A 19594-nucleotide genomic window follows, 5' to 3' on the forward strand; every position below is an offset into this window, starting at 1 on the left:
CACATAGTTATCTATGCTCCTGGGATTCACGCGCTTGCCGCCTTCCTACAACTCGAATTATTTTGGGTATATATCAATTTTGTTTGAGCAGGTTACGTTAGGTGAGTTATGAATATTCGCAAAGTCCAAAAAATACTTTGCTTATAAATTTTAGACATAACCAATTCCTTCCAGGAATGAAGGTTAAAGCCAGAAATGAAAACGCCGGGCATTGGCCCGGCGTTTTTGATGCTGCTAAAAATTACTCGTTAATGCGCGGGTGTTGATCCACCAGATTGGTACGCTTCGCCTGTAATTCTTCAATCTCACGGTCGATATCTTCGATTTTTTGCTCGATGTTATCGTGGTGTTCCTGAACAATTTCACGTGCTTCGGCAATATCAGAAGCCGCTGGTGTGGCACCTTTCAGCGGCTTATTGGCGGTCTCTTTCATGGTCAGGCCGGTAATCAAACCGATAGCCGCAACCACCATCAGATAATAAGCTGGCATCATCAGGTTTTCGGTAGTTTCCACTAACCATGCTGCAAGCGTTGGCGTAATACCGGCTACCAGTACCGAAATATTAAAGGCACTTGCCAGCGCACTATAACGAATATGCGTTGGGAACATGGCAGGCAGCGTGGATGCCATAACCCCGGTGTAGGAGTTTAGAATTACCGCCAGAATCAGCAGCCCGGCAAATATCAGCCCCAGCACATTACTGTTAATCAGAATAAAAGCAGGGATTGCCAGCAACAATAATGCGATGCTGCCGCCTACGATAAATGGACGACGGCCAAAACGGTCGCTCAGCAGGCCGATTACCGGCTGCACAAACAGCATCCCAATCATAATAGCGATAATAATCAGTACGCCATGTTCCTCGGAATAGTGCAGGTTGTGGGAGAGATAGCTTGGCATATACGTGAGCAACATGTAGTAGGTCACGTTGGTTGAAATAACGATACCGACACAGGTCAGCAGGCTGCGCCAGTGCTTAGTGGCTATCTCTTTGAAAGAAACTTTTGGGCCATCAGTCAGACCTTCTTTATCGCCTTGTTCAAGCTTTTCGATGTGCTGCTGGAACGCAGGTGTCTCTTCAAGCGCATGACGCAGATACAGGCCGATAATCCCTAATGGCAATGCCAGGAAGAACGGCAGACGCCAGCCCCATTCGAGGAAGTTAGCTTCACCGACAATCGCCGTAATCAGCACCACCACGCCCGCACCACAGACAAAACCGGCAATGGAACCGAAGTCCAGCCAGCTGCCCATAAAGCCGCGTTTACGGTCTGGCGAGTATTCGGCGACGAATATTGAAGCACCGGTGTATTCACCACCCACTGAGAACCCTTGCGCCATTTTCGCAAGTAACAACAGGATTGGCGCCCAGATACCGATAGTCGCGTACGACGGAATCAGGCCAATACAGAAGGTACTCAATGACATAATGATGATGGTTATGGACAGGATCTTCTGGCGACCATATTTGTCACCGAGCATGCCGAAGAACAGGCCACCCAACGGGCGAATCAGGAAGGGAACAGAGAAGGTACCCAAGGCGGCAATCATCTGCACACTAGGGCTGGCATCCGGGAAGAAAACCTTACCGAGGGCGTAGGCAACAAAGCCGTATACGCCGAAATCAAACCATTCCATCGCATTGCCAAGCGATGCGGCAGTAATCGCCTTTTTAAGGCGACTATCGTCGATGATGGTGACGTCACTGACCTTAATAGGTCTGACTTTCTTTTTCCTTTTTAACATTATTATCCTCTTTTTCCTTGCGGGGGCGAAACGGCCCCGTACTAAGTGTAGTGTGCCGATTGCAAATTGAAGGTCAAAACTCCAGCACTTAGCGTCACTATGACATTTTCATTAATAACTTCATGAAATTAATGGGAAATGTGCTCCCCATCCAAAATCATTATAAAAAATATGGCTTAGTTAAAAAAGTGTGATCGTCGTCAAGTTTAACCGCTAAAGGAAATTTTTGCAGCGCCGAAATAACAATACAACTAAAAATATTAACAATTGGATAACCTGCCAAGGGAGTTGCTATGACTGCGCGCACGGCTGCTACACAGCATGAATACCTGCTTGATGACGACACGACATTGATGTCGACAACCGATTTAAAAAGCACAATCACCCATGCGAACGACGCATTTGTGAAGGTCAGTGGTTACTCGCTTCATGAACTTACAGGCCAGCCCCACAACCTGGTGCGCCACCCCGATATGCCCAAAGCCGCCTTTGCCGATATGTGGTTCACCCTGCAAAAAGGAGAACCCTGGACCGGTATCGTCAAAAACCAGCGCAAAAACGGCGATCACTACTGGGTGCGGGCTAACGTCGTGCCGGTGGTGCGTAACGGCAAAACTACTGGCTATATGTCGATCCGTACCAAAGCGAAGCCGGAGGAAATCGCAGCGGTCGAGCCGCTGTATAAGGCGCTCAGGGAAGGGCGCTGCAAACGTCGTTTATTTAAAGGATTAGTGCTACGTAAAGGTTGGCTGGGTAAATTGCCCGCTCTCCCGCTGCGAGGCCGCATTAGGCTTATCATGAGCGGTGTGTTTTTGCTGATGGTGGCAGCCTCTATTTCATTGGGGCAGGGGGCGTTGCCTGTGCTTATCAGTGCGTTAGCAAGTCTACTTGCCTGCGTGTTGCTGGAGTGGCAAATTGCCCGCCCGCTGGAAAATGTCGCCCGCCAGGCGCTGGAAGTCGCCACGGGAAATCAACAGCGTGTGCAGCATCTTGCGCGAACGGATGAAATTGGTATGACGCTGCGTGCCATTGGCCAGCTAGGTTTGATGTGCCGCTGGCTGATTCATGATGTCAGCCATCAGGTTGAGAACGTGCGCAGTGGCAGCGAAACGCTGGCCCAAGGCAATGTGGAACTCAATGAGCGCACGCGCCAGTCGGTGGTCAACGTGCAGCAAACCGTCACCACCATGGGCCAGATGGCGGTGTCGGTGCAGAACAACTCAGAAACTGCCGCAGCGGCCGATAAGCTTTCCAGTTCCGCGAGCGAGGCCGCAGCCCATGGCGGCAAGGCGATGGAAACTGTTGTGACTACCATGGATGAAATCGCCGACAGTACGCAGCGTATCGGCTCGATTACCAGCCTTATCAATGACATTGCCTTCCAGACCAATATTCTGGCGCTTAATGCAGCCGTGGAAGCGGCGCGTGCCGGTGAGCAAGGGAAAGGTTTTGCCGTGGTGGCCGGTGAAGTGCGAAACCTGGCGCAGCGCAGTGCGACTGCGGCAAATGATATCCGCAAACTTATCGATGCCAGCGCCAGCAAAGTGCAATCCGGCACCATTCAGGTTCACGAAGCGGGGCGCACCATGAAAGACATTGTTGAACAGGTGCGAAACGTGACTCAGTTACTCGGGCAAATCAGCAATGCGACTTCCGAGCAGGCGGAGGGGTTGTCTGATTTAACGCGTGCGGTGGCTGAACTGGACGCTATCACGCAAAAAAATGCGGCGTTAGTTGAAGAGAGTGCGGAAGTGTCGGCGATGGTGAAACACCGGGCAACGCGTCTGGAAGATGCCGTGACGGTTTTGCATTAATTTTAAATGGCACATTTTTCACCCCATGTCGGTGGATTATTAGCTAGTCTGGGACTAACTGAATTTTTACTCACGACCCAATCAATGGAGAGCGTTATGACTCAGTCGTCCCAGATTAACCGTCGCTTTGTGTTAGCGAAGCGCCCGCAGGGTATGCCGACCAGTCAAGATATCAAACTGGAAGACGCGCCTGTTCCACAACCTGCCGCAGGTCAGTTACTGCTGCGCACGCTCTATTTATCACTCGACCCGTATATGCGCGGGCGTATGGATGATGCCGAGTCTTATTCCGCACCGCTGGCTATTGGCGATGTCATTGGTGCAGGCACCGTCTGCCGTGTCGAAAAATCTCAACATGCGGATTATAAAGACGGTGACCTGGTTCTGGCATACACCGGCTGGCAGGATTACGCGTTGTCCAATGGCGAAGGTTTGCAGAAACTCGATGCCAATATGCAGCACCCTTCTTACGCGCTCGGTCTGCTCGGTATGCCTGGTTTTACCGGTTACATGGGCCTGACCGACATTGGCCAGCCAAAAGCGGGTGAAACTGTGGTTGTCGCGGCGGCCAGCGGTGCCGTGGGCTCAGTGGTTGGGCAAGTGGCAAAATTGCTCGGAGCAAAAGTCGTCGGGATTGCGGGCGGCACTGATAAATGCCGCTACGTCACTGAAACGCTGAAATTCGATGCTTGTATTGACCATAAAGCCCCGGACTTTGCCGAGCAGCTGAAAAAAGCCTGTAGCAAAGGCATTGATGTCTATTTTGAAAATGTCGGCGGGGCGGTATTTGACGCAGTGCTGCCGCTACTCAATACCAAAGCGCGAATCCCGGTGTGTGGCGTTATCAGCCAGTACAACGGCATGAACAGCGCGTTTGAACAAGACCGCTTGCCATTGCTGATGGGCACCATCCTGAAAAAACGGCTGCGCGTACAAGGCTTTATTATTTCTCAGGATTACAGCGACAGTTACCCGCAATTCTTTAATCAGATGAGCCAGTGGCTGACGGAAGGGAAAATCCAGTTCCGTGAAGATATCGTCGATGGTCTGGAAAACAGCGTTGAAGCGTTCCGTGGTTTGCTGAGTGGTAAGAACTTCGGCAAATTAATTGTAAAAGTCGCGAGCTGATTTTTATTGAAACGGCGCGAATGCGCCGTTTTATTAACCTTTATATGGCCCGTCAATCACTGAATTTCTTGCCAGTAAATCTGACGTAAATACATTCTCTTTCGACAAATATCCGCCATCGAGCATGGATATTAAGCGGTTGATAACCTCGCTTATCATATCGCTCACGGGATCTTTAATGCTGGTTAAAGCTGGTGAGAGATAAGGTGCGGTAGGTATATTATCGAAACCGATAATTGATATTTCACCAGGAACAGAAATACCCATATCGTTTAATTGTTTCATTGCGCCAACCGCCATTTCATCATTACTGGCGAGGATTGCGCTGATCTTGTTTGTGCGCGCAAGCAACGTTTCAACTGCCGCAACACCGCTGGCTGGCGTCCATTTCCCTTGTGCAATCAGATCTTCATTTACACCAATATCATATTGATTTAACGCTTCTTTATAGCCTGACAAACGCTCAATAGCGGTAGGGGAGTCCATTGAGCCGGTAATAAAGGCAATATCGCGATGCCCACGTTCAATCAGATATTTTGTTGCCTGGAAACTGGAGCCTTTATGATCACAAAAAACGCAGTGGCTTTGGTTTTTTCTTAATTTTCGGTTAACCACCATAATCGGTTTTTTATGCTGCTCAATAATCAAATCCATTTCATCAATGGTTAAAAAGCGCGGGTAAATAATTACCGCATCACAGCGTAAATCGAGCAGAAATTGAATCGCTTCACGTTCTTCTTGTGCGCTGTGTTTACCATCGACCAGAATGAGCTGGCGACCATTATCTTCTAATTTCTTGGCAGCCTGCGAAAGTATTTCACTGAAATAACTGCCGTGATAAAGCGTGTTGGTGACCACTAAACCAATGCATTCCGATTTATTCGTTGCCAGGTTACGCGCCAGTAAATTTGGCCGATATCCCGCTTCCTCAATCGCTTTAAAGACCTGCTCTTTGGTGGCTTCGCTGACGTATCCCTTGCCGGATAAAACGCGTGAAACAGTGGCTTTTGAGACGCCGGCTTTTTTTGCCACTTCTTGCATTGTCGACATGGGAGCTTCCTGGCTTTGTTGAATGTGCCCATTTTACACATTCCGCGATGACAAAATACTGCCCTATACCCGTCATACTTCAAGCTGCTTCTTTGTTGGCTGCGTGATCTCGCCCGGGTCACTTACTTAAGTAAGCTCCCAGGGACTCGTTCCCTTGCCGCCTCGAAGCAACTCGAATTATTTAGGGTATGAAAGCGGTGATAGTGGCCTTAAAAGACTGATTATGGCGATCGTAATCACAAAATTAACAATATGTAAAATTAGTATTTGATCTGTTTATTTTTCATGTCCAATCTAATGTGGAACCGGTTACCTATTTCTCGAACCCCTACACGTCGACGCGGTGTTACCGGCATAAATCATTCATAACTACATGAATTTAAATACGAAAGAGTGGTAGCTCATGGCTAAGAATTATGCGGCAGTATCACAGTCGATAGTCGACGCAATTGGTGGCGCAGGTAACGTTGGCGCGGTGACTCATTGCATGACGCGTTTGCGGTTCGTACTCAATGACGACAGCATCGTAGATACTGCAAAACTGAAAGCTATCAATGGCGTGATGGGTGTCGTTCGCAGCGAAAATCAGTGCCAGGTGATTATCGGTAACACCGTGTCTCAGGCCTATGCTGAAGTACTGAAACTTTTGCCAGAAGGCATGCAGCCCGCTGAACCCGCACAAGGCAAAAGCAAAATCACCCTGAAACGCATTGGCGCAGGGATTCTGGATGCCCTGATTGGCACCATGTCACCGCTGATCCCCGCCATTATTGGCGGCTCAATGGTAAAACTGTTGGCGATGATTCTGGACATGACCGGCGTCTTCGAGAAAGGCTCTTCAACGCTTGTCATTCTGAATGTGATTGGTGATGGCGCGTTCTTCTTCCTGCCTGTCATGGTCGCGGCTTCTGCGGCGGTAAAATTCAAAACCAATATGTCGCTGGCCATCGCGATTGCCGGGGTTCTGGTTCATCCAAACTTTGTCGACCTGATGGCGAAAGCGGCCCAGGGGCAACACGTTGAATTTATGGGGATGTCGGTCACTGCGGTGAAATACACCTACACCGTTATCCCAGCGCTGTGCATGACCTGGCTGCTGTCTTACATCGAAAGATGGGTTGACCGTATCACGCCTGCGGTCACGAAAAACTTCCTGAAACCGATGCTGATTGTGCTTATCTCAGCCCCGATTGCCATCATGCTGATTGGCCCGCTGGGTATCTGGATTGGTACCGGTATTTCTTCACTGGTTTACACCATCCACCACTACCTTGGCTGGTTGTCGGTGGCGATTATGGGCGCGCTGTGGCCACTGCTGGTGATGACAGGCATGCACCGTGTATTCACGCCGTCTATTATTCAAACCATCGCGGAGACGGGCAAAGAAGGGATGGTTATGCCATCTGAAATCGGTGCCAACTTATCACTCGGCGGTTCATCTTTAGCAGTGGCATGGAAAACGAAAAACCCTGAACTGCGCCAGACGGCTCTTGCTGCGGCAGCCTCAGCGATAATAGCGGGTATTTCTGAACCTGCGCTTTATGGTGTGGCGGTGCGTCTTAAGCGCCCATTGATTGCGGCATTAATCAGTGGTTTTGTCTGCGGAGCGGTCGCCGGAATCGGCGGGCTGGCGAGCCACTCGATGGCCTCTCCAGGTTTATTTACCAGCGTGCAGTTCTTTGACCCCGCGAATCCAATGAGCATCGTATGGGTGTTTGGCGTGATGATCCTGGCGGTGGTGCTCTCTTTCTTCCTGACACTGTTACTGGGCTTCGAAGATATCCCGGTTGAACAAGAACAAACTAAAGAGAAAGAACAAGTACAGCCAAACGCCGTTGTTGCATCTGCAAGCGCAAATTAATTTAGAAGAGGAATCTCATGAGCGAATCTCTATTTCCGAAGGATTTTTTATGGGGCGGAGCGATAGCTGCGAACCAGGCTGAAGGCGCATATCTTGAAGGCGGTAAAGGGCTAACCACGGTTGATACCATCCCGCATGGTAAAGACCGTATGTCGGTAAAACTGGGTATCGAAAAGCGTTTTAGTTTGCGTGATGACGAATACTACCCGAGCCATGTCGGTATCGATTTCTATCATCGTTACAAAGAAGACATCGCGCTGATGGCCGAAATGGGTTTCACCGTATTTCGTACTTCCATTGCCTGGAGCCGTATTTACCCTAATGGCGATGAATTAACGCCAAACGCGGAAGGCATCGCTTTTTACCGTGACATGTTTGCCGAGTGTAAAAAGTACGGTATAGAACCGCTGGTCACACTGTGCCATTTCGATGTGCCAATGCATCTGGTTAAAGAGTACGGTTCCTGGCGTAACCGCAAAATGGTGGAGTTTTTTACCCGCTATGCGCGTACCTGTTTTGAAGCGTTCGATGGCCTGGTGAAATACTGGCTCACTTTCAACGAAATCAATATCTTGCTACACAGCCCATTCTCTGGCGCAGGTCTGGTATTCGAAGCAGGCGATAATAAAGAACAAGTGAAGTACCAGGCGACGCACCACGAACTGCTGGCAAGCGCCCTGGCGACTAAAATTGCCCACGAAGTGAACCCGAACAATCAGGTGGGCTGTATGTTAGCGGGTGGGAATTTCTACCCGTATTCTTGCAAACCTGAAGATGTTTGGGCTGCACTGGAAAAAGACCGTGAGAACCTGTTCTTTATTGATGTGCAGGCGCGTGGTGCTTATCCGGCCTATACCAAACGCTTGTTCCGCGAGAAAGGTTTTGAGCTTGAAGTGCAGCCTGGTGATGACGAAATCCTTAAAAACACTGTCGATTTTGTCTCATTCAGTTACTACGCTTCGCGCTGCGCTTCGGCTGATATGAACGACCAAAACAGCAATGCGGCAAACATCGTGAAATCCCTGAAAAACCCGCATATTCAAGCGAGCGAATGGGGTTGGGGTATTGACCCGCTCGGTCTGCGCATCACCATGAACATGATGTACGACCGCTACCAGAAACCGTTATTCCTGGTGGAAAACGGACTCGGTGCAAAAGATGAAATTAACGAGCAAGGCGAAATCAACGACGACTATCGCATCAGCTATTTGCGTGAGCACATCAAAGCGATGGCAGACGCCATCGACGACGGTATCCCGGTTATCGGTTACACATCGTGGGGCTGCATTGATTTGGTATCAGCATCGACCGGAGAAATGAGCAAGCGCTACGGCTTTATCTACGTTGATCGCGACGACCAGGGCAACGGTACACTCGCCCGCACGCGTAAAAAATCGTTTTACTGGTACAAGAAAGTGATAGCCAGTAACGGTGCTGATTTGAGCTAACTTGTGAGCCATGCGGCCTGGCCTTGTAGCCTGGCCGCAATAAAACGTCTAAACCCGCGCCACCATCTCCAGTGCATCACTATCCTGCAACCAGTCACGCGTATTAATCCTCAGCATTTCCATAAAGGTATTTCCGGCGGTTGAAAGCCTGGCAATATTTGGGCACAAAATGCAGATGCTGCTGGCCGGAAGCACTTCGCGCAGCACCAGCGGCCGAAGGTTCGGGCTGTAGCCTGGAAAGCGCAGGCGCACGGATGTCCACATGCTTACCGCATCCGTTTGTTCCATCATGCGCGCCATGATCCAGGGTGATGAGCAGTGGATAATATTTTGCGGTAGCGGCAGGTTATAACGACGAAAAACTTGCCCAAGAATGGAGTGCTCACCGGGTTCATCCCAGTCCAGCCAGGGGTAATCCATCAAATGCTTCAGTGAGGTTGTGTGTGTGACGGGGTGCTGGTTACCGGCAATCACCGAGTTGCCAAGGGCATACAGCGTTTCGTAATACATGCCGTTTGGCGCCACATTGCTGGCGGTGGTGATGACGGCAATATCCAGCCGTTGGTTCTCAAGCGCATCGTGAATTTGCTGCGGCCTGCCTTCCATCACAATCAGTTTTACGCCGGGATAGCGTGCCTGAAATTGAATCAGCGTGTTGGTAAATGGCCCGTAAGAGGCCGCCGAAGTAAAACCAACCCGTAACTGGCGCATGGCTTTGCCAAGCAGGTTGTCGATTTCATCCCGTGCCTGATGCAGGGAGCGATCGATGTCTCGAGCGTGGCGCAGCAAAACCTGCCCATACTCATTTAACGTTACGCCGCGTGATGAGCGTTGCAGAATCGGCATGCCGATTTCAGCTTCCATTTCCTGAATTGTTTTAGAAATGGCGGGTTGTGTGAGGTGTAACGCCTTTGCCGCTTTGCCGATGCTGCCTTGCGCGGCAACTTCCAACAAAATATCTAACTGATTTAGTTTGATTTTCAATTTTCCGTACCGCCTGAATCATCACCGTGGTGCAAATTTTGCTCTCTTACAATACAAATAAGATAACCAAAGGCATAACTAATTTTTATGATTGTAATGTTCTTTTTTTATGCAGATAGTTAAAACACAACCCCAGTTTGTTTACATCTGAGTAACAAAAAAGGACGTGAGCATGAAACAGCGTGTCAGCTATGCCCAGGTGGATGCCGAGATGTCAGCCTCGCTTCCGTATGATGCGCCGTTGGTCCCGGAGCGCGCTAACGCTAAGTCGTTGGTGGCAGTTACTCTCGGCAATGGCCTCGAGATTTACGACTTTGCGGTTTACAGCTTTTTCTCGGTGATCATTGGTCATCTGTTTTTCCCAAGCTCCAACGATTACACCTCATTGTTACTGGCTGTCGGGACCTTTGGGGTTGGCTTTGTGATGCGCCCGCTCGGCAGTATGGTCCTTGGGAGTTATGCCGATAAACACGGGCGTAAATCGGCAATGACGCTGATCCTCGGTCTGATGTCCTTAGGTGTCATGATGGTGGCCTTTGCGCCGACTTATCAGCAGGTGGGGATCATGGCGCCGGTTGTGCTGGTGGCTGGGCGTATGCTTCAGGGGTTCTCAGCGGGTGGGGAAGTTGGGGCGGCGACCTCATGGTTGATGGAAGCGGGGGATAAATCTCGCCGTGGTGCACGCGTCAGCTGGCAGATGACCAGCCAGGGTGGGGCGGCACTGTTTGGTGCGGCGATGGGCGCGGGATTAAGCCATGTCCTGAGCGAGCAACAGCTCTATGACTGGGGCTGGCGTATACCGTTTATTGTTGGCCTGGCGATTATGCCGATTGGTTTGTATATCCGCCGCCAGCTTGCCGAAACGCATACTGTGACGCCAACCGTTAGTGCAGAAAACCCGACTTTTACGCTGTGGCGCGAACATCGCCGCGCTTTGTTACTGGGCATTTTGCTGGTGATGAAAGGCACCACGACCTTTTACATCATCATCTACTACATGCCTGCTTATATGGTTAACACGCTGCATATGCCAGCCAGTACGTCGTGGTGGGTGAGTTTGACGGCGGCGGCATTAACGCTGGTGGTGCCTTTCTTTGGCGGCAAACTGGCGGATAAATTACCTAAACGCAAACCGATCTTGATCGCCTGTGCATTAGGATCATTTGCCCTGATCTGGCCGATCTTCGCCACCATTCTGCACGGTGCGCCGCTCGGCATTACCCTGGCGCTGATCGCCGTGGATCAGATCCTCGCCAATATCAGTTCCGCCGCCTTTTTCTTGTTGATCCTCGAAGCCTTCCCAAAAGCAGTTCGTGCTTCTGGTATGGCTATGGTTTATGCCATTGGTGTCACGCTGTTTGGTGGTTTCGCACAATTGATCGTGACCTGGCTGTTAAAAGTCACCGGGCAACCCATGGCCCCAGCCTGGTATTTGATGTTCTGTGCTGTGGTGACATTCGGCGCATTGCTGGCCTGGCATGAACGCAAAACTTTCTGTGATGAATAAAAAGGAATAACCCTATGCTGATTAAAGAAATTCTCGACCACGAAGAAGAGATGATTGCTATCCGCCGTGATTTCCATCAACACCCGGAATTAGGTTTTGAGGAGTTCCGCACCAGCGATCGCATCGCCCAATTGCTGACGGGTTGGGGTTACGAGGTGCATCGTGGCCTGGGCGGAACAGGCGTGGTTGGGACGTTAAAAGTCGGGAAAGGCGGTAAGCGTTTGGGCATCCGTGCCGATATGGACGCACTGCCGATGCAGGAACAAACCGGGCTGCCGTGGGCGAGCGTGAATGAGGGGAAAATGCATGCCTGTGGGCATGACGGACACTGCGCGATTTTGTTATCAGCAGCACGTTATATGGCAGAGCACCGCCCGTTCAACGGCACGTTGCACCTGATTTTCCAGCCGTCAGAAGAGTCTATCGGTGGTGCAAAGCGCATGATTGATGACGGTTTATTCAAGCTGTTCCCATGCGATGCGGTGTTTGGCTTGCACAATTTCCCGCTGCTTCCTGCCGGGGAAATCGCCACCAAACCTGGCGCACTAATGGCCTCGTCAGACAGCATGACGATTACGCTTGAAGGCAAAGGCGGGCACGGATCGATGCCGGAGCATTGTATTGATCCTACCGTTGCCGGGGCCTCGATCGTGATGGCGCTACAAACGATTGTCTCGCGCAATGTTGATCCGCAGGATTCTGCGGTGGTGACCGTAGGGAGCCTGCAAAGTGGCACCACGCATAACATTATCCCGCACAGTGCGGTGCTTAAACTGAATATGCGTACCTTTAAATCAGAAGTACGCGATGCGGTAAAACAGCGGATCCAGACGCTGGTGAATGCCCAGGCTGAAAGTTTTGGTGTTAAAGCCTCGATCGCGGTGGATTTTGGCTACCCGGTGACGGTGAATGATCCTCAACAGACCGAGTTTGCACTGCAAATAGCACGTGACGTTTTTGGATCCGATAAAGTTGCCGATCCTTCGCAGGTAAAAAGTGCGATGGGCAGCGAAGACTTCTCGTTTATGTTGGAGGAAGTTCCTGGTTGTTATCTGTGGCTTGGCACGGCGACGGGCAAAAATGACTATTCGGTTCACCATCCTTTGTATCAATTTAACGATGCCTGTATTTCGGGTGGCGCGACATATTGGGTCAAACTGACCGAGTCATTTTTACGTTAAATTCCCAGCCCTCATCCTGAGTAAAGCAGGGTGAGGGTGCCCGTAAATTACAACTTTCTGCTGACTGTGAATAACCCTACATTTTCTAGACTGAAAGAAAACGTGTGTAGAGGTTTAACATGTCCTGGCAGCCTTTTCTCTCAGTGATCCCAGGCTCTGTACCTGCGGATCTGGCCATTAAACATATCTCTTACAGTGATATAAGCGATAGCTGGCCGATGAAAGATCAGGTTTTAGAGCAGATTGATGATATCAACCAGCAGTTAGAAGGTGATCCGACACTCGAAGCCCCGGAAATTTTTGTGGATGGTCAGGGAATGCGACGGATACGCTATCGAAACAAGCTGTCAGAACAAGCCTTTATAAACCGTCCCGCACTTGAAGAGTGGCGTTGCCAGTTGGTCCCTACAGCTCTTTCATTATGGTCTGTGCAGCATCCGCTTGCCGAGCGCCTGATAAGCGGAAGGGAAATAGATAGCAACAGCCGGGCATGGTTTATACATGCCAATGATGCACAAGGTGTTCGGTCACGAGCGAAAGTGATGTCGGCGATTGCTGATGTGTATATCAATAATCATGTTACAGGCAACTGGATAAGTCTTGCCTGTGGCGCTGCGGTACCCGTGCTTAGAGCATTGCGTGGTGCGAAATTACGCGCGCAGAAATTCACTATATTGCTGGTTGATCACGACAGGCAGTCGCTGAAATTTGCCCGTGGGCTTGCGACACAATATGGCCTCGTGGAAGGGCATCATTTTCAGCTGTTAATGAGGAATTTATTCGACCGGATGATTTTCAGTGACAAGCTGGTTCAGGAACTGGGCGAACAGTCAGCTGAACTCGTTGATGGTCTGGGGATTTTCGAATATTTTTCGACATCTGAAGCGGTGAGTTTTATTCGCCATGCGTTGCGCTTAGTTAAGCCAGGCGGTGTGTTGGTTATTTCCAATATGCTGACTTCTAGCCCGCAGCTTGCCTTTTTATTGCGCTGTATCGGCTGGCCAACGCTCTATCCGCGCACATTACCTGAGCTAAGAGATATTATTATTGCAGCGGGTGTCGATTTGAAAAATGTCACCGTTACGTTACCCAGTGATGGTGTCTACGCCGTGTTGGAAATCAATGTGAAATCCTGAATCTGCCCCCGGGATCAGGGGCAGGCAAACAGATTAAGACAGATAATTTACGCCTTGCTTCAGGACAAAATCACAAGCCTGAGTTTTCACTTTTTCTGCCAGCGGTGAATTACCGATGGTTTTCAGATCCAATTGCTGGCCTTTGCCGGTATTCAGTAAGCCCATCAAACCCTGAGTGTAATCTTCAGGCGGAGTTTGCTTTGTGCCGCTATCTAAACCTAATTTATCCATCAACTGATTTTTGATGTTTTCAGGGTTGGTTGCTGATACCAGTTTGTTCTTCATGCAGTACTGCAAAATACCTGCCGCATTCGTCATGCTGTCTGAACTCAGGGCTTTAGTGCCGCCGCCAAGCAGGCTGGTCAGTGACGCCATTGAATTGCCGGTTGTTGCGGTGCTACCGCTGGAGGTGGTGGTTTTGCTTAACTCTGTTGCCGCGCTGGAGAGTTGATCTTGCCAGCTTGATGCCATCGCCTGGCCGGTAAATACGGACGTTGCCAGCGCCAGAGCGCATATAACACGATTGCTTGCTTTCATCTTTTATACTCTTTTTCGATAACCTGCATCGCAGGAGAATTTCCGCCGAGTATACCGCTTTCTCTGGGCCTGTTGAGGCTCAGAGAGTTCTTAAAGCAGCTGGATTACCGAGTTATTTACGGCCCGATATAGCGCAGTACCACTTTTACCGCCATTTCGCGGTAATGGGCCGTGCTATCAACCGGTTCCGCACCATCTTCGAAGAAGTTTGAAAAGGTATAGCTGTTAGCAACATGGTAAAAACTAAAGCTACTGATCAGGCGGTGAACGTCTTTGGCGCAAACCTGCTTATTGAACAGCTGTTTTTCCTGCCCGCGTGTGAGTACATCTTGCAATACTTCCAACGCGCTGCGGTTAATTTCGCGCAGGTAAGCTGACTCTTTTACGAAGCGCCCGCGCTGCATGTTTTCCATACAGATGATGCGAATAAAATCCGGGTGTTCGGCATGGAAATCAAATGTCCATTCCACCAACTCCACCATTGCTTCTACCGGCGGTTGGTCGGAGAGATTGAGCTTGCGCTCACAGCTACGAATTTGGGTATATACATACTCAAGCACCTGAACATACAGCAGCTCTTTGCTTTTGAAGTGATATACCACCATCCGCTTTGTGGTGTTAGCTTTCTCGGCAATCTGTTCCATGCGTGCGCCGTTAAGGCCAAATTCAGCGAACAAACTAATGGCGCTGAAGAAAATCTTTTCTTTCAGACTGGCGTCATCAAAACGCTCAGGAAGATAAATTTCGTGGGTTTCCACGCAAGGCTCCTTAATGTCATCAGACCGTGGGTAACAGACCTGGCCTGATGACATTAAAACAAGTTTGCGTGGGCAAAGCACTGATGAGTTAGCGAAGCCCTGAAACACATCACACTCGCGGGCGTTTACGGTAAAGCCACAGGCCAGGAATAGATAAGCCAATCGACAATGCGCCGAGGATAAACGAAGCTTTCAGGAAGTTGGTGAGCAGCTGAATCATGAGGTCTTCGGTGTAACCAAAGTGGCTAAGTTTCACCGCTGAAATCATCGCGGTGTAGGCAGAAATGCCTGGGAACATGGGAATTACCGCGGCTACGGTGAACACTTTAGGATGGGCCAGGTACCAACGTGACCACTGTATTCCAATCGTGCCTATCAGAAGGGAGGCGATAAACGTACTCCATTCGATGTTCATACCTGCTGCCATCATTGCCATTCGGGAACCGTGGCCAATCGCGCCGAGCAGAGCGCAGTAAGGCAAAGCACGCTGCGGGACGTTAAACACCAGCGCAAAGCCTAGCGCGGGAATTGCCGCAAGCACCATGTCTTGTAGCAACGCCAGTAAAAAATCGATTATTCCCATCCGCGCAACCCCCATAGTGACATGGCCATCACTACACCAATACAGGTAGCAAGTGTAAGTAGGCTCGCCATTGCCCATCTTGCAAGCCCGGTATTGACGTGACCTTTAAACATATCGGCTACGGCATTAATCAGCGGAAAACCCGGCACCAGTAACAGCACACTTGCCGCCATGGCAATATTTGATGTCGTGGCAAATGGGCCTTTGGCAATGAGTAACCCAGAAATTGTGGTAGCAACAAATGCCGTAATGCAGAAATTAATTTGAGGGTGTAGGTGGCGTGCGGTAAACACCAGGCGAACATACATCGCTACAGAACTGGCAAGAAAGGCGACGAAGGCACCATCCCAACCGCCTTTATTTAGCTTACAGAAGCAGCCACAAGATAGGCCAACCATTAGCACCACTAGCCAACGTGGATAGCGCAGCGGTTTTATATGCGCAAAACGTTTCAAAACATCCTTATGATCCAGAAGCTTATGCTCGGCCATAATCACTATGTGTTGCACTTCTGTCACTACATGCATGTTGATGCCGCGGTCAGTGTTTTTACGGGTGGTGGTAAGGCACTGATTGTCTTTTATGGTGCTTAGCACAATAGCATTTGCTGAAATTGAGCTTTCAACGCTATCCATGCCTAAGGCAATGCCAAGGCGACAGGAAAGTTCTTCCACCAGTGCGCTTTCGGCACCATGTTGCAGCAAAAAAAGCCCACACTGGATGCAAAGGCGAGTCACGTCCCGTTGCGTGTTTACATCTTCCGACATACCTGTCCTATGAAAGGTAGAAGCGACGATAGCCGCTCAAATTTTAACATCCCTCATTATTAGCATATGCCGCTACCTGGACTCAGGCGCTCCAGATCAACATTTAACCAAATAACCTATTTCGCACACTTTTTCGGCGAACTATGAACTCGTCCACACTCTTTGCATGACTTTCGAAAAGTGCACGTTTTAGACCGATATTGGCCTTCTTTTTCCCTCTGATGACGTTAAAAATGCATTAACGAGCAATTGTTAAACATAAAAATAACATTTTAATAACGCATATCAGAGAACGTATCCTATGAAAACTCAGGTAGTGATTATTGGTGCTGGTCCATCGGGTCTACTGTTGGGGCAGTTACTGCATAACGCAGGCATCAGCAATGTGGTGCTTGAACGACAACCACCCGAACATGTTTTAGGCCGTATCCGTGCAGGCATCCTGGAAAATGGCACCGTAGATTTATTACGTGAGGCTGGGGTCAGTAAAAGAATGGATGCGGAAGGGTTAGTCCATGAAGGTGTTGAGTTTCTGGTCGATGGTAAGCGTATCCCTGTTGCGCTAAAAGAACTGACGGGCGGAAAGACGGTGATGGTGTATGGCCAGACGGAAGTAACTCATGATTTGATGGGAGCGCGCCGAGCAACTGATGCTGTTTCCATATACGGCGTTAGCAACGTGCAATTATTTGATGTCAAAAGTGATTGTCCATATGTCACTTTTGAGAAGCAGGGCGAAACCTGCCGTATCGATTGTGACTACATAGCGGGTTGCGATGGCTTTCACGGTGTTTCCCGTAAAGCTATTCCTGAAGAAGTCACTCGTGAGTATGAGCGTGTTTATCCATTCGGCTGGCTAGGGTTGTTATCAGATACGCCTCCAGTGAATCATGAGCTTATTTATGCCCATCATGAGCGGGGATTCGTTTTGTGTAGTCAGCGCTCACTAACTAGAAGCCGCTACTATTTACAGGTCTCGCTTAGTGACAATGTTGAATCCTGGTCAGATGAACGCTTCTGGGGCGAACTAAAGCAGCGGTTGCCTAAAGAGCTGGCTGAGAAGTTAGTGACTGGTCACTCACTTGAGAAAAGTATCGCCCCATTACGTAGTTTTGTGGTTGAGCCGATGCAATATGGCCATCTTTTCCTGGTGGGCGACGCCGCTCATATCGTACCGCCGACGGGGGCGAAAGGATTAAATCTTGCCGCATCTGACGTAAACTATCTGTATCGGATTTTGAGCAAGGTGTATCACGAAGGGCGAACTGATTTGCTGGAGACTTATTCACCAATGGCGTTGCGCCGGGTGTGGAAAGGGGAGCGTTTTAGCTGGTTTATGACGAATCTGCTTCATGATTTCGAAGGCATGGATGAGTTTGACCGTAAGATGCAACAGGCCGATCGTGACTACTATCTGTCATCGCGTGCGGGTTTGACGACCATTGCCGAAAATTATGTCGGGTTGCCATTTGAATCCATTGAATAACCTATACTTTCGGCATTGAATTTGATCATCACGAAAGAGGATGTCATGGCCCAGAACACCAGTATTCCGGTATTCAAACTTTATGGTGAAAGCCGGAACTGGCCTGCATCTGATTTGCTGCATTGCGAGTCTATCCACAGCCGTAGTAGCCTTTATGAATGGCATATTCGTACGCATCAACATGCGGATTTAGTTCAACTGCTTTATTTGCATAAAGGTCAGGTGGAGATAGACATTGAGGGCTGTACTCACCACGTGACGCATGCCTGCATTCAAGTTGTTCCAGCCTTATGCGTGCATGGTTTTAAATTTTCGCCCGGAGCACAGGGCTATTCACTGTCTTTTTCAGCGCCATTAATAACGCAGTTTGAACAACAGTTTGGTCGCCCTTTGCAGGTGCTCTCACAAGCAACCTGCCTACCGGTGAAAGGCTCTCGCAGGCAAATTAATACTCTGTTTAGCACTGTGCAAAGTGAGTATGAGGGGCAGGGTGAAGCGCGCGATATGATGTTGCATTCACTGATCAGCGCCTTGCTGGTTTGGCTTAATCGGCAATGTACTCCGGCCCCGAGTGGCAGTTCGCGTGTTGAGCGAAAACGCTCAGTGATTCATCAGTTTAACCAACTCGTTGAACGACATTATCGTGAGCAACTTTCGGTAACGCATTATGCAAGTACCGTAGGGCTATCCAGTGTGCATTTAAATAATCTGTGCCATGAGTTTTATGGCTACAGCGCACTAAACGTATTGCATCAAAGGCTGTTGCTTGAAGCTCGACGCAGTTTGCTCTACACCAGCATGACAGTTAGTCAAATTTCTGATTATCTTGGTTTTAGTGACTCAACTTACTTTTCACGTTTTTTCCGCCGCCATATGGCAACTACGCCAAAGGATTTTCGTAATCATCCAATTCGGGATCTTTAAGCTAATTTCCTTTTTTAAAGTAATTTTTTATATTAAATTATTTTTTTCTTTTCCATCACTCTATTAGCTTGTTTTCTATTAAATATAATGAATTTAAAATGCTAATTTCCATTGGTATTGTTTTTTTGATTTTTATTTTTCATGTATATCTATTATTCTTGTTTTTTTCATTGTTGATATATTGATCAAGGGAATGATATGAAAAATACCATCACCACAAGTAATGATTTAAGCCAAATAATGATTGTTGTGCCCTGTGCGTTAACGGTAGTAGGTATCATGCATCAACTCAAAACAGAGCCAGGAATTAAAGATGTGATTAATATCATCAAACATATTGATGACGCTTATGATGAAATTTTAAAAAAACCTTACTCCATGGTTATTTTAAATATCAGTAACACCTCAAAGCAACTAGCTGATGAGATAAGGTTTATTAAGTGGTGCCGAAAGGAAAAGCCAAATATAACTATTGTTATTTACACTCACAATCATAAGGTTAGCATTCTAAAGTATCTTTCATCTCTTGGTATACGAGTAATAATATCTCAGTATGAGCTGCCCTCCATATTCATGGAACTGTTAGTAGAATCGCTCTCTAGTAGCATCGCTCTATATAGCCCAATGATAAAAAAATACTACAAGAGCAGATTTCTGGTGAGCTGACGGTATGCGAAACTCAG

Annotated in this window: 17 protein-coding genes; 10 read left to right on the forward strand and 7 right to left on the reverse strand. The window is 48.9% G+C overall.

Annotated features, from left to right (window positions below; all coding sequences use genetic code 11):
* Positions 1-241: 241 nt before the first annotated feature.
* Positions 242-1747: a glycine betaine/L-proline transporter ProP gene (gene proP, locus AC0IXI_RS03050; RefSeq protein ID WP_424221594.1), complete on the reverse strand. Its 1506-nt coding sequence runs from the start codon at positions 1745-1747 to the stop codon at positions 242-244.
* A gap of 293 nt (positions 1748-2040) precedes the next feature.
* Here proP and AC0IXI_RS03055 point away from each other — a divergent pair, with 293 nt between their 5' ends.
* Complete coding sequence (locus AC0IXI_RS03055) at positions 2041-3561, forward strand: methyl-accepting chemotaxis protein (RefSeq protein ID WP_471681914.1); 1521 nt, start codon at positions 2041-2043, stop codon at positions 3559-3561.
* 96 nt (positions 3562-3657) lie between these two features.
* The gene (locus tag AC0IXI_RS03060; protein ID WP_064513927.1) at positions 3658-4689 is read left to right on the forward strand and encodes an NADP-dependent oxidoreductase; all 1032 of its coding nucleotides are present in this window, start codon (positions 3658-3660) and stop codon (positions 4687-4689) included.
* Positions 4690-4722: 33 nt separating this feature from the next.
* Here AC0IXI_RS03060 and AC0IXI_RS03065 read toward each other — a convergent pair whose 3' ends face one another.
* The gene (locus AC0IXI_RS03065) at positions 4723-5739 is read right to left on the reverse strand and encodes a LacI family DNA-binding transcriptional regulator (protein ID WP_064513925.1); all 1017 of its coding nucleotides are present in this window, start codon (positions 5737-5739) and stop codon (positions 4723-4725) included.
* A gap of 403 nt (positions 5740-6142) precedes the next feature.
* Between AC0IXI_RS03065 and ascF the strand changes: the two genes are divergently transcribed.
* Together ascF and AC0IXI_RS03075 are read left to right on the forward strand one after the other, a co-directional pair.
* The gene (gene ascF / locus AC0IXI_RS03070; RefSeq protein WP_471681915.1) at positions 6143-7600 is read left to right on the forward strand and encodes a PTS cellobiose/arbutin/salicin transporter subunit IIBC; all 1458 of its coding nucleotides are present in this window, start codon (positions 6143-6145) and stop codon (positions 7598-7600) included.
* Between the two features lie 17 nt (positions 7601-7617).
* Entirely contained in the window at positions 7618-9048 is a 1431-nt protein-coding gene (locus tag AC0IXI_RS03075; protein WP_064513920.1) for a 6-phospho-beta-glucosidase, read from the forward strand.
* A gap of 48 nt (positions 9049-9096) precedes the next feature.
* Here the strand turns inward: AC0IXI_RS03075 and AC0IXI_RS03080 are convergent, their stop codons facing one another.
* Positions 9097-10032: a LysR family transcriptional regulator gene (locus AC0IXI_RS03080; RefSeq protein WP_471681916.1), complete on the reverse strand. Its 936-nt coding sequence runs from the start codon at positions 10030-10032 to the stop codon at positions 9097-9099.
* 172 nt (positions 10033-10204) lie between these two features.
* Here AC0IXI_RS03080 and AC0IXI_RS03085 point away from each other — a divergent pair, with 172 nt between their 5' ends.
* The 3 genes from AC0IXI_RS03085 (at position 10205) to AC0IXI_RS03095 (ending at position 13856) form a co-directional block, all read left to right on the forward strand.
* A complete protein-coding gene (locus AC0IXI_RS03085; RefSeq protein ID WP_064513916.1) occupies positions 10205-11539 on the forward strand; it encodes an MFS transporter in 1335 nt (444 codons plus the stop codon).
* 14 nt (positions 11540-11553) lie between these two features.
* The gene (locus tag AC0IXI_RS03090) at positions 11554-12720 is read left to right on the forward strand and encodes a M20 aminoacylase family protein (protein ID WP_064513914.1); all 1167 of its coding nucleotides are present in this window, start codon (positions 11554-11556) and stop codon (positions 12718-12720) included.
* A gap of 119 nt (positions 12721-12839) precedes the next feature.
* A complete protein-coding gene (locus AC0IXI_RS03095; protein WP_471681917.1) occupies positions 12840-13856 on the forward strand; it encodes a class I SAM-dependent methyltransferase in 1017 nt (338 codons plus the stop codon).
* A 33-nt stretch (positions 13857-13889) separates the two neighbouring features.
* On the opposite strand, the gene AC0IXI_RS03100 is transcribed toward AC0IXI_RS03095, so the two are convergent.
* The 4 genes from AC0IXI_RS03100 to AC0IXI_RS03115 all read right to left on the reverse strand — a co-directional run bounded on the left by AC0IXI_RS03100 (position 13890) and on the right by AC0IXI_RS03115 (position 16501).
* Positions 13890-14393 carry a YjjA family protein gene (locus AC0IXI_RS03100; RefSeq protein ID WP_232921237.1) on the reverse strand — a complete coding sequence of 168 codons (504 nt, stop codon included), beginning with the start codon at positions 14391-14393 and terminating at the stop codon, positions 13890-13892.
* A 116-nt stretch (positions 14394-14509) separates the two neighbouring features.
* Positions 14510-15151, reverse strand: a complete 642-nt coding sequence (locus AC0IXI_RS03105) for a TetR/AcrR family transcriptional regulator (RefSeq protein ID WP_064513908.1) — start codon at positions 15149-15151, stop codon at positions 14510-14512.
* Between the two features lie 109 nt (positions 15152-15260).
* The gene (locus tag AC0IXI_RS03110) at positions 15261-15734 is read right to left on the reverse strand and encodes a threonine/serine exporter (protein WP_232864649.1); all 474 of its coding nucleotides are present in this window, start codon (positions 15732-15734) and stop codon (positions 15261-15263) included.
* The gene (locus AC0IXI_RS03115; RefSeq protein ID WP_034459513.1) at positions 15725-16501 is read right to left on the reverse strand and encodes a threonine/serine exporter family protein; all 777 of its coding nucleotides are present in this window, start codon (positions 16499-16501) and stop codon (positions 15725-15727) included. The genes AC0IXI_RS03110 and AC0IXI_RS03115 overlap by 10 nt, the downstream gene beginning before the upstream one ends.
* 301 nt (positions 16502-16802) lie before the next feature.
* On the opposite strand from AC0IXI_RS03115, the gene pobA reads away from it, so the two are divergent.
* From pobA to AC0IXI_RS03130, 3 genes are all read left to right on the forward strand, one after another.
* Positions 16803-17987, forward strand: a complete 1185-nt coding sequence (pobA, locus tag AC0IXI_RS03120; RefSeq protein WP_134184717.1) for a 4-hydroxybenzoate 3-monooxygenase — start codon at positions 16803-16805, stop codon at positions 17985-17987.
* A 45-nt stretch (positions 17988-18032) separates the two neighbouring features.
* A complete protein-coding gene (locus AC0IXI_RS03125) occupies positions 18033-18911 on the forward strand; it encodes a helix-turn-helix domain-containing protein (protein WP_471681918.1) in 879 nt (292 codons plus the stop codon).
* A gap of 198 nt (positions 18912-19109) precedes the next feature.
* Positions 19110-19577: a hypothetical protein gene (locus AC0IXI_RS03130; RefSeq protein ID WP_471681919.1), complete on the forward strand. Its 468-nt coding sequence runs from the start codon at positions 19110-19112 to the stop codon at positions 19575-19577.
* The last annotated feature ends 17 nt before the right edge of the window (positions 19578-19594 follow it).

This window comes from Buttiauxella sp. AC038 (assembly GCF_979253565.1).

Excerpts from the sequence above, each read along its gene's own strand:
- AC0IXI_RS03130 (WP_471681919.1), top strand. The coding sequence starts at position 19,110 with ATGAAAAATACCATCACCACAAGTAATGATTTAAGCCAAATAATGATT.
- AC0IXI_RS03095 (WP_471681917.1), top strand. The coding sequence starts at position 12,840 with ATGTCCTGGCAGCCTTTTCTCTCAGTGATCCCAGGCTCTGTACCTGCG.
- proP (WP_424221594.1), bottom strand. The coding sequence starts at position 1,747 with ATGTTAAAAAGGAAAAAGAAAGTCAGACCTATTAAGGTCAGTGACGTC.
- AC0IXI_RS03075 (WP_064513920.1), top strand. The coding sequence starts at position 7,618 with ATGAGCGAATCTCTATTTCCGAAGGATTTTTTATGGGGCGGAGCGATA.
- AC0IXI_RS03060 (WP_064513927.1), top strand. The coding sequence starts at position 3,658 with ATGACTCAGTCGTCCCAGATTAACCGTCGCTTTGTGTTAGCGAAGCGC.
- AC0IXI_RS03055 (WP_471681914.1), top strand. The coding sequence starts at position 2,041 with ATGACTGCGCGCACGGCTGCTACACAGCATGAATACCTGCTTGATGAC.
- ascF (WP_471681915.1), top strand. The coding sequence starts at position 6,143 with ATGGCTAAGAATTATGCGGCAGTATCACAGTCGATAGTCGACGCAATT.
- AC0IXI_RS03065 (WP_064513925.1), bottom strand. The coding sequence starts at position 5,739 with ATGTCGACAATGCAAGAAGTGGCAAAAAAAGCCGGCGTCTCAAAAGCC.
- AC0IXI_RS03100 (WP_232921237.1), bottom strand. The coding sequence starts at position 14,393 with ATGAAAGCAAGCAATCGTGTTATATGCGCTCTGGCGCTGGCAACGTCC.
- AC0IXI_RS03115 (WP_034459513.1), bottom strand. The coding sequence starts at position 16,501 with ATGTCGGAAGATGTAAACACGCAACGGGACGTGACTCGCCTTTGCATC.
- AC0IXI_RS03125 (WP_471681918.1), top strand. The coding sequence starts at position 18,033 with ATGGCCCAGAACACCAGTATTCCGGTATTCAAACTTTATGGTGAAAGC.
- AC0IXI_RS03090 (WP_064513914.1), top strand. The coding sequence starts at position 11,554 with ATGCTGATTAAAGAAATTCTCGACCACGAAGAAGAGATGATTGCTATC.
- AC0IXI_RS03085 (WP_064513916.1), top strand. The coding sequence starts at position 10,205 with ATGAAACAGCGTGTCAGCTATGCCCAGGTGGATGCCGAGATGTCAGCC.
- AC0IXI_RS03110 (WP_232864649.1), bottom strand. The coding sequence starts at position 15,734 with ATGGGAATAATCGATTTTTTACTGGCGTTGCTACAAGACATGGTGCTT.
- pobA (WP_134184717.1), top strand. The coding sequence starts at position 16,803 with ATGAAAACTCAGGTAGTGATTATTGGTGCTGGTCCATCGGGTCTACTG.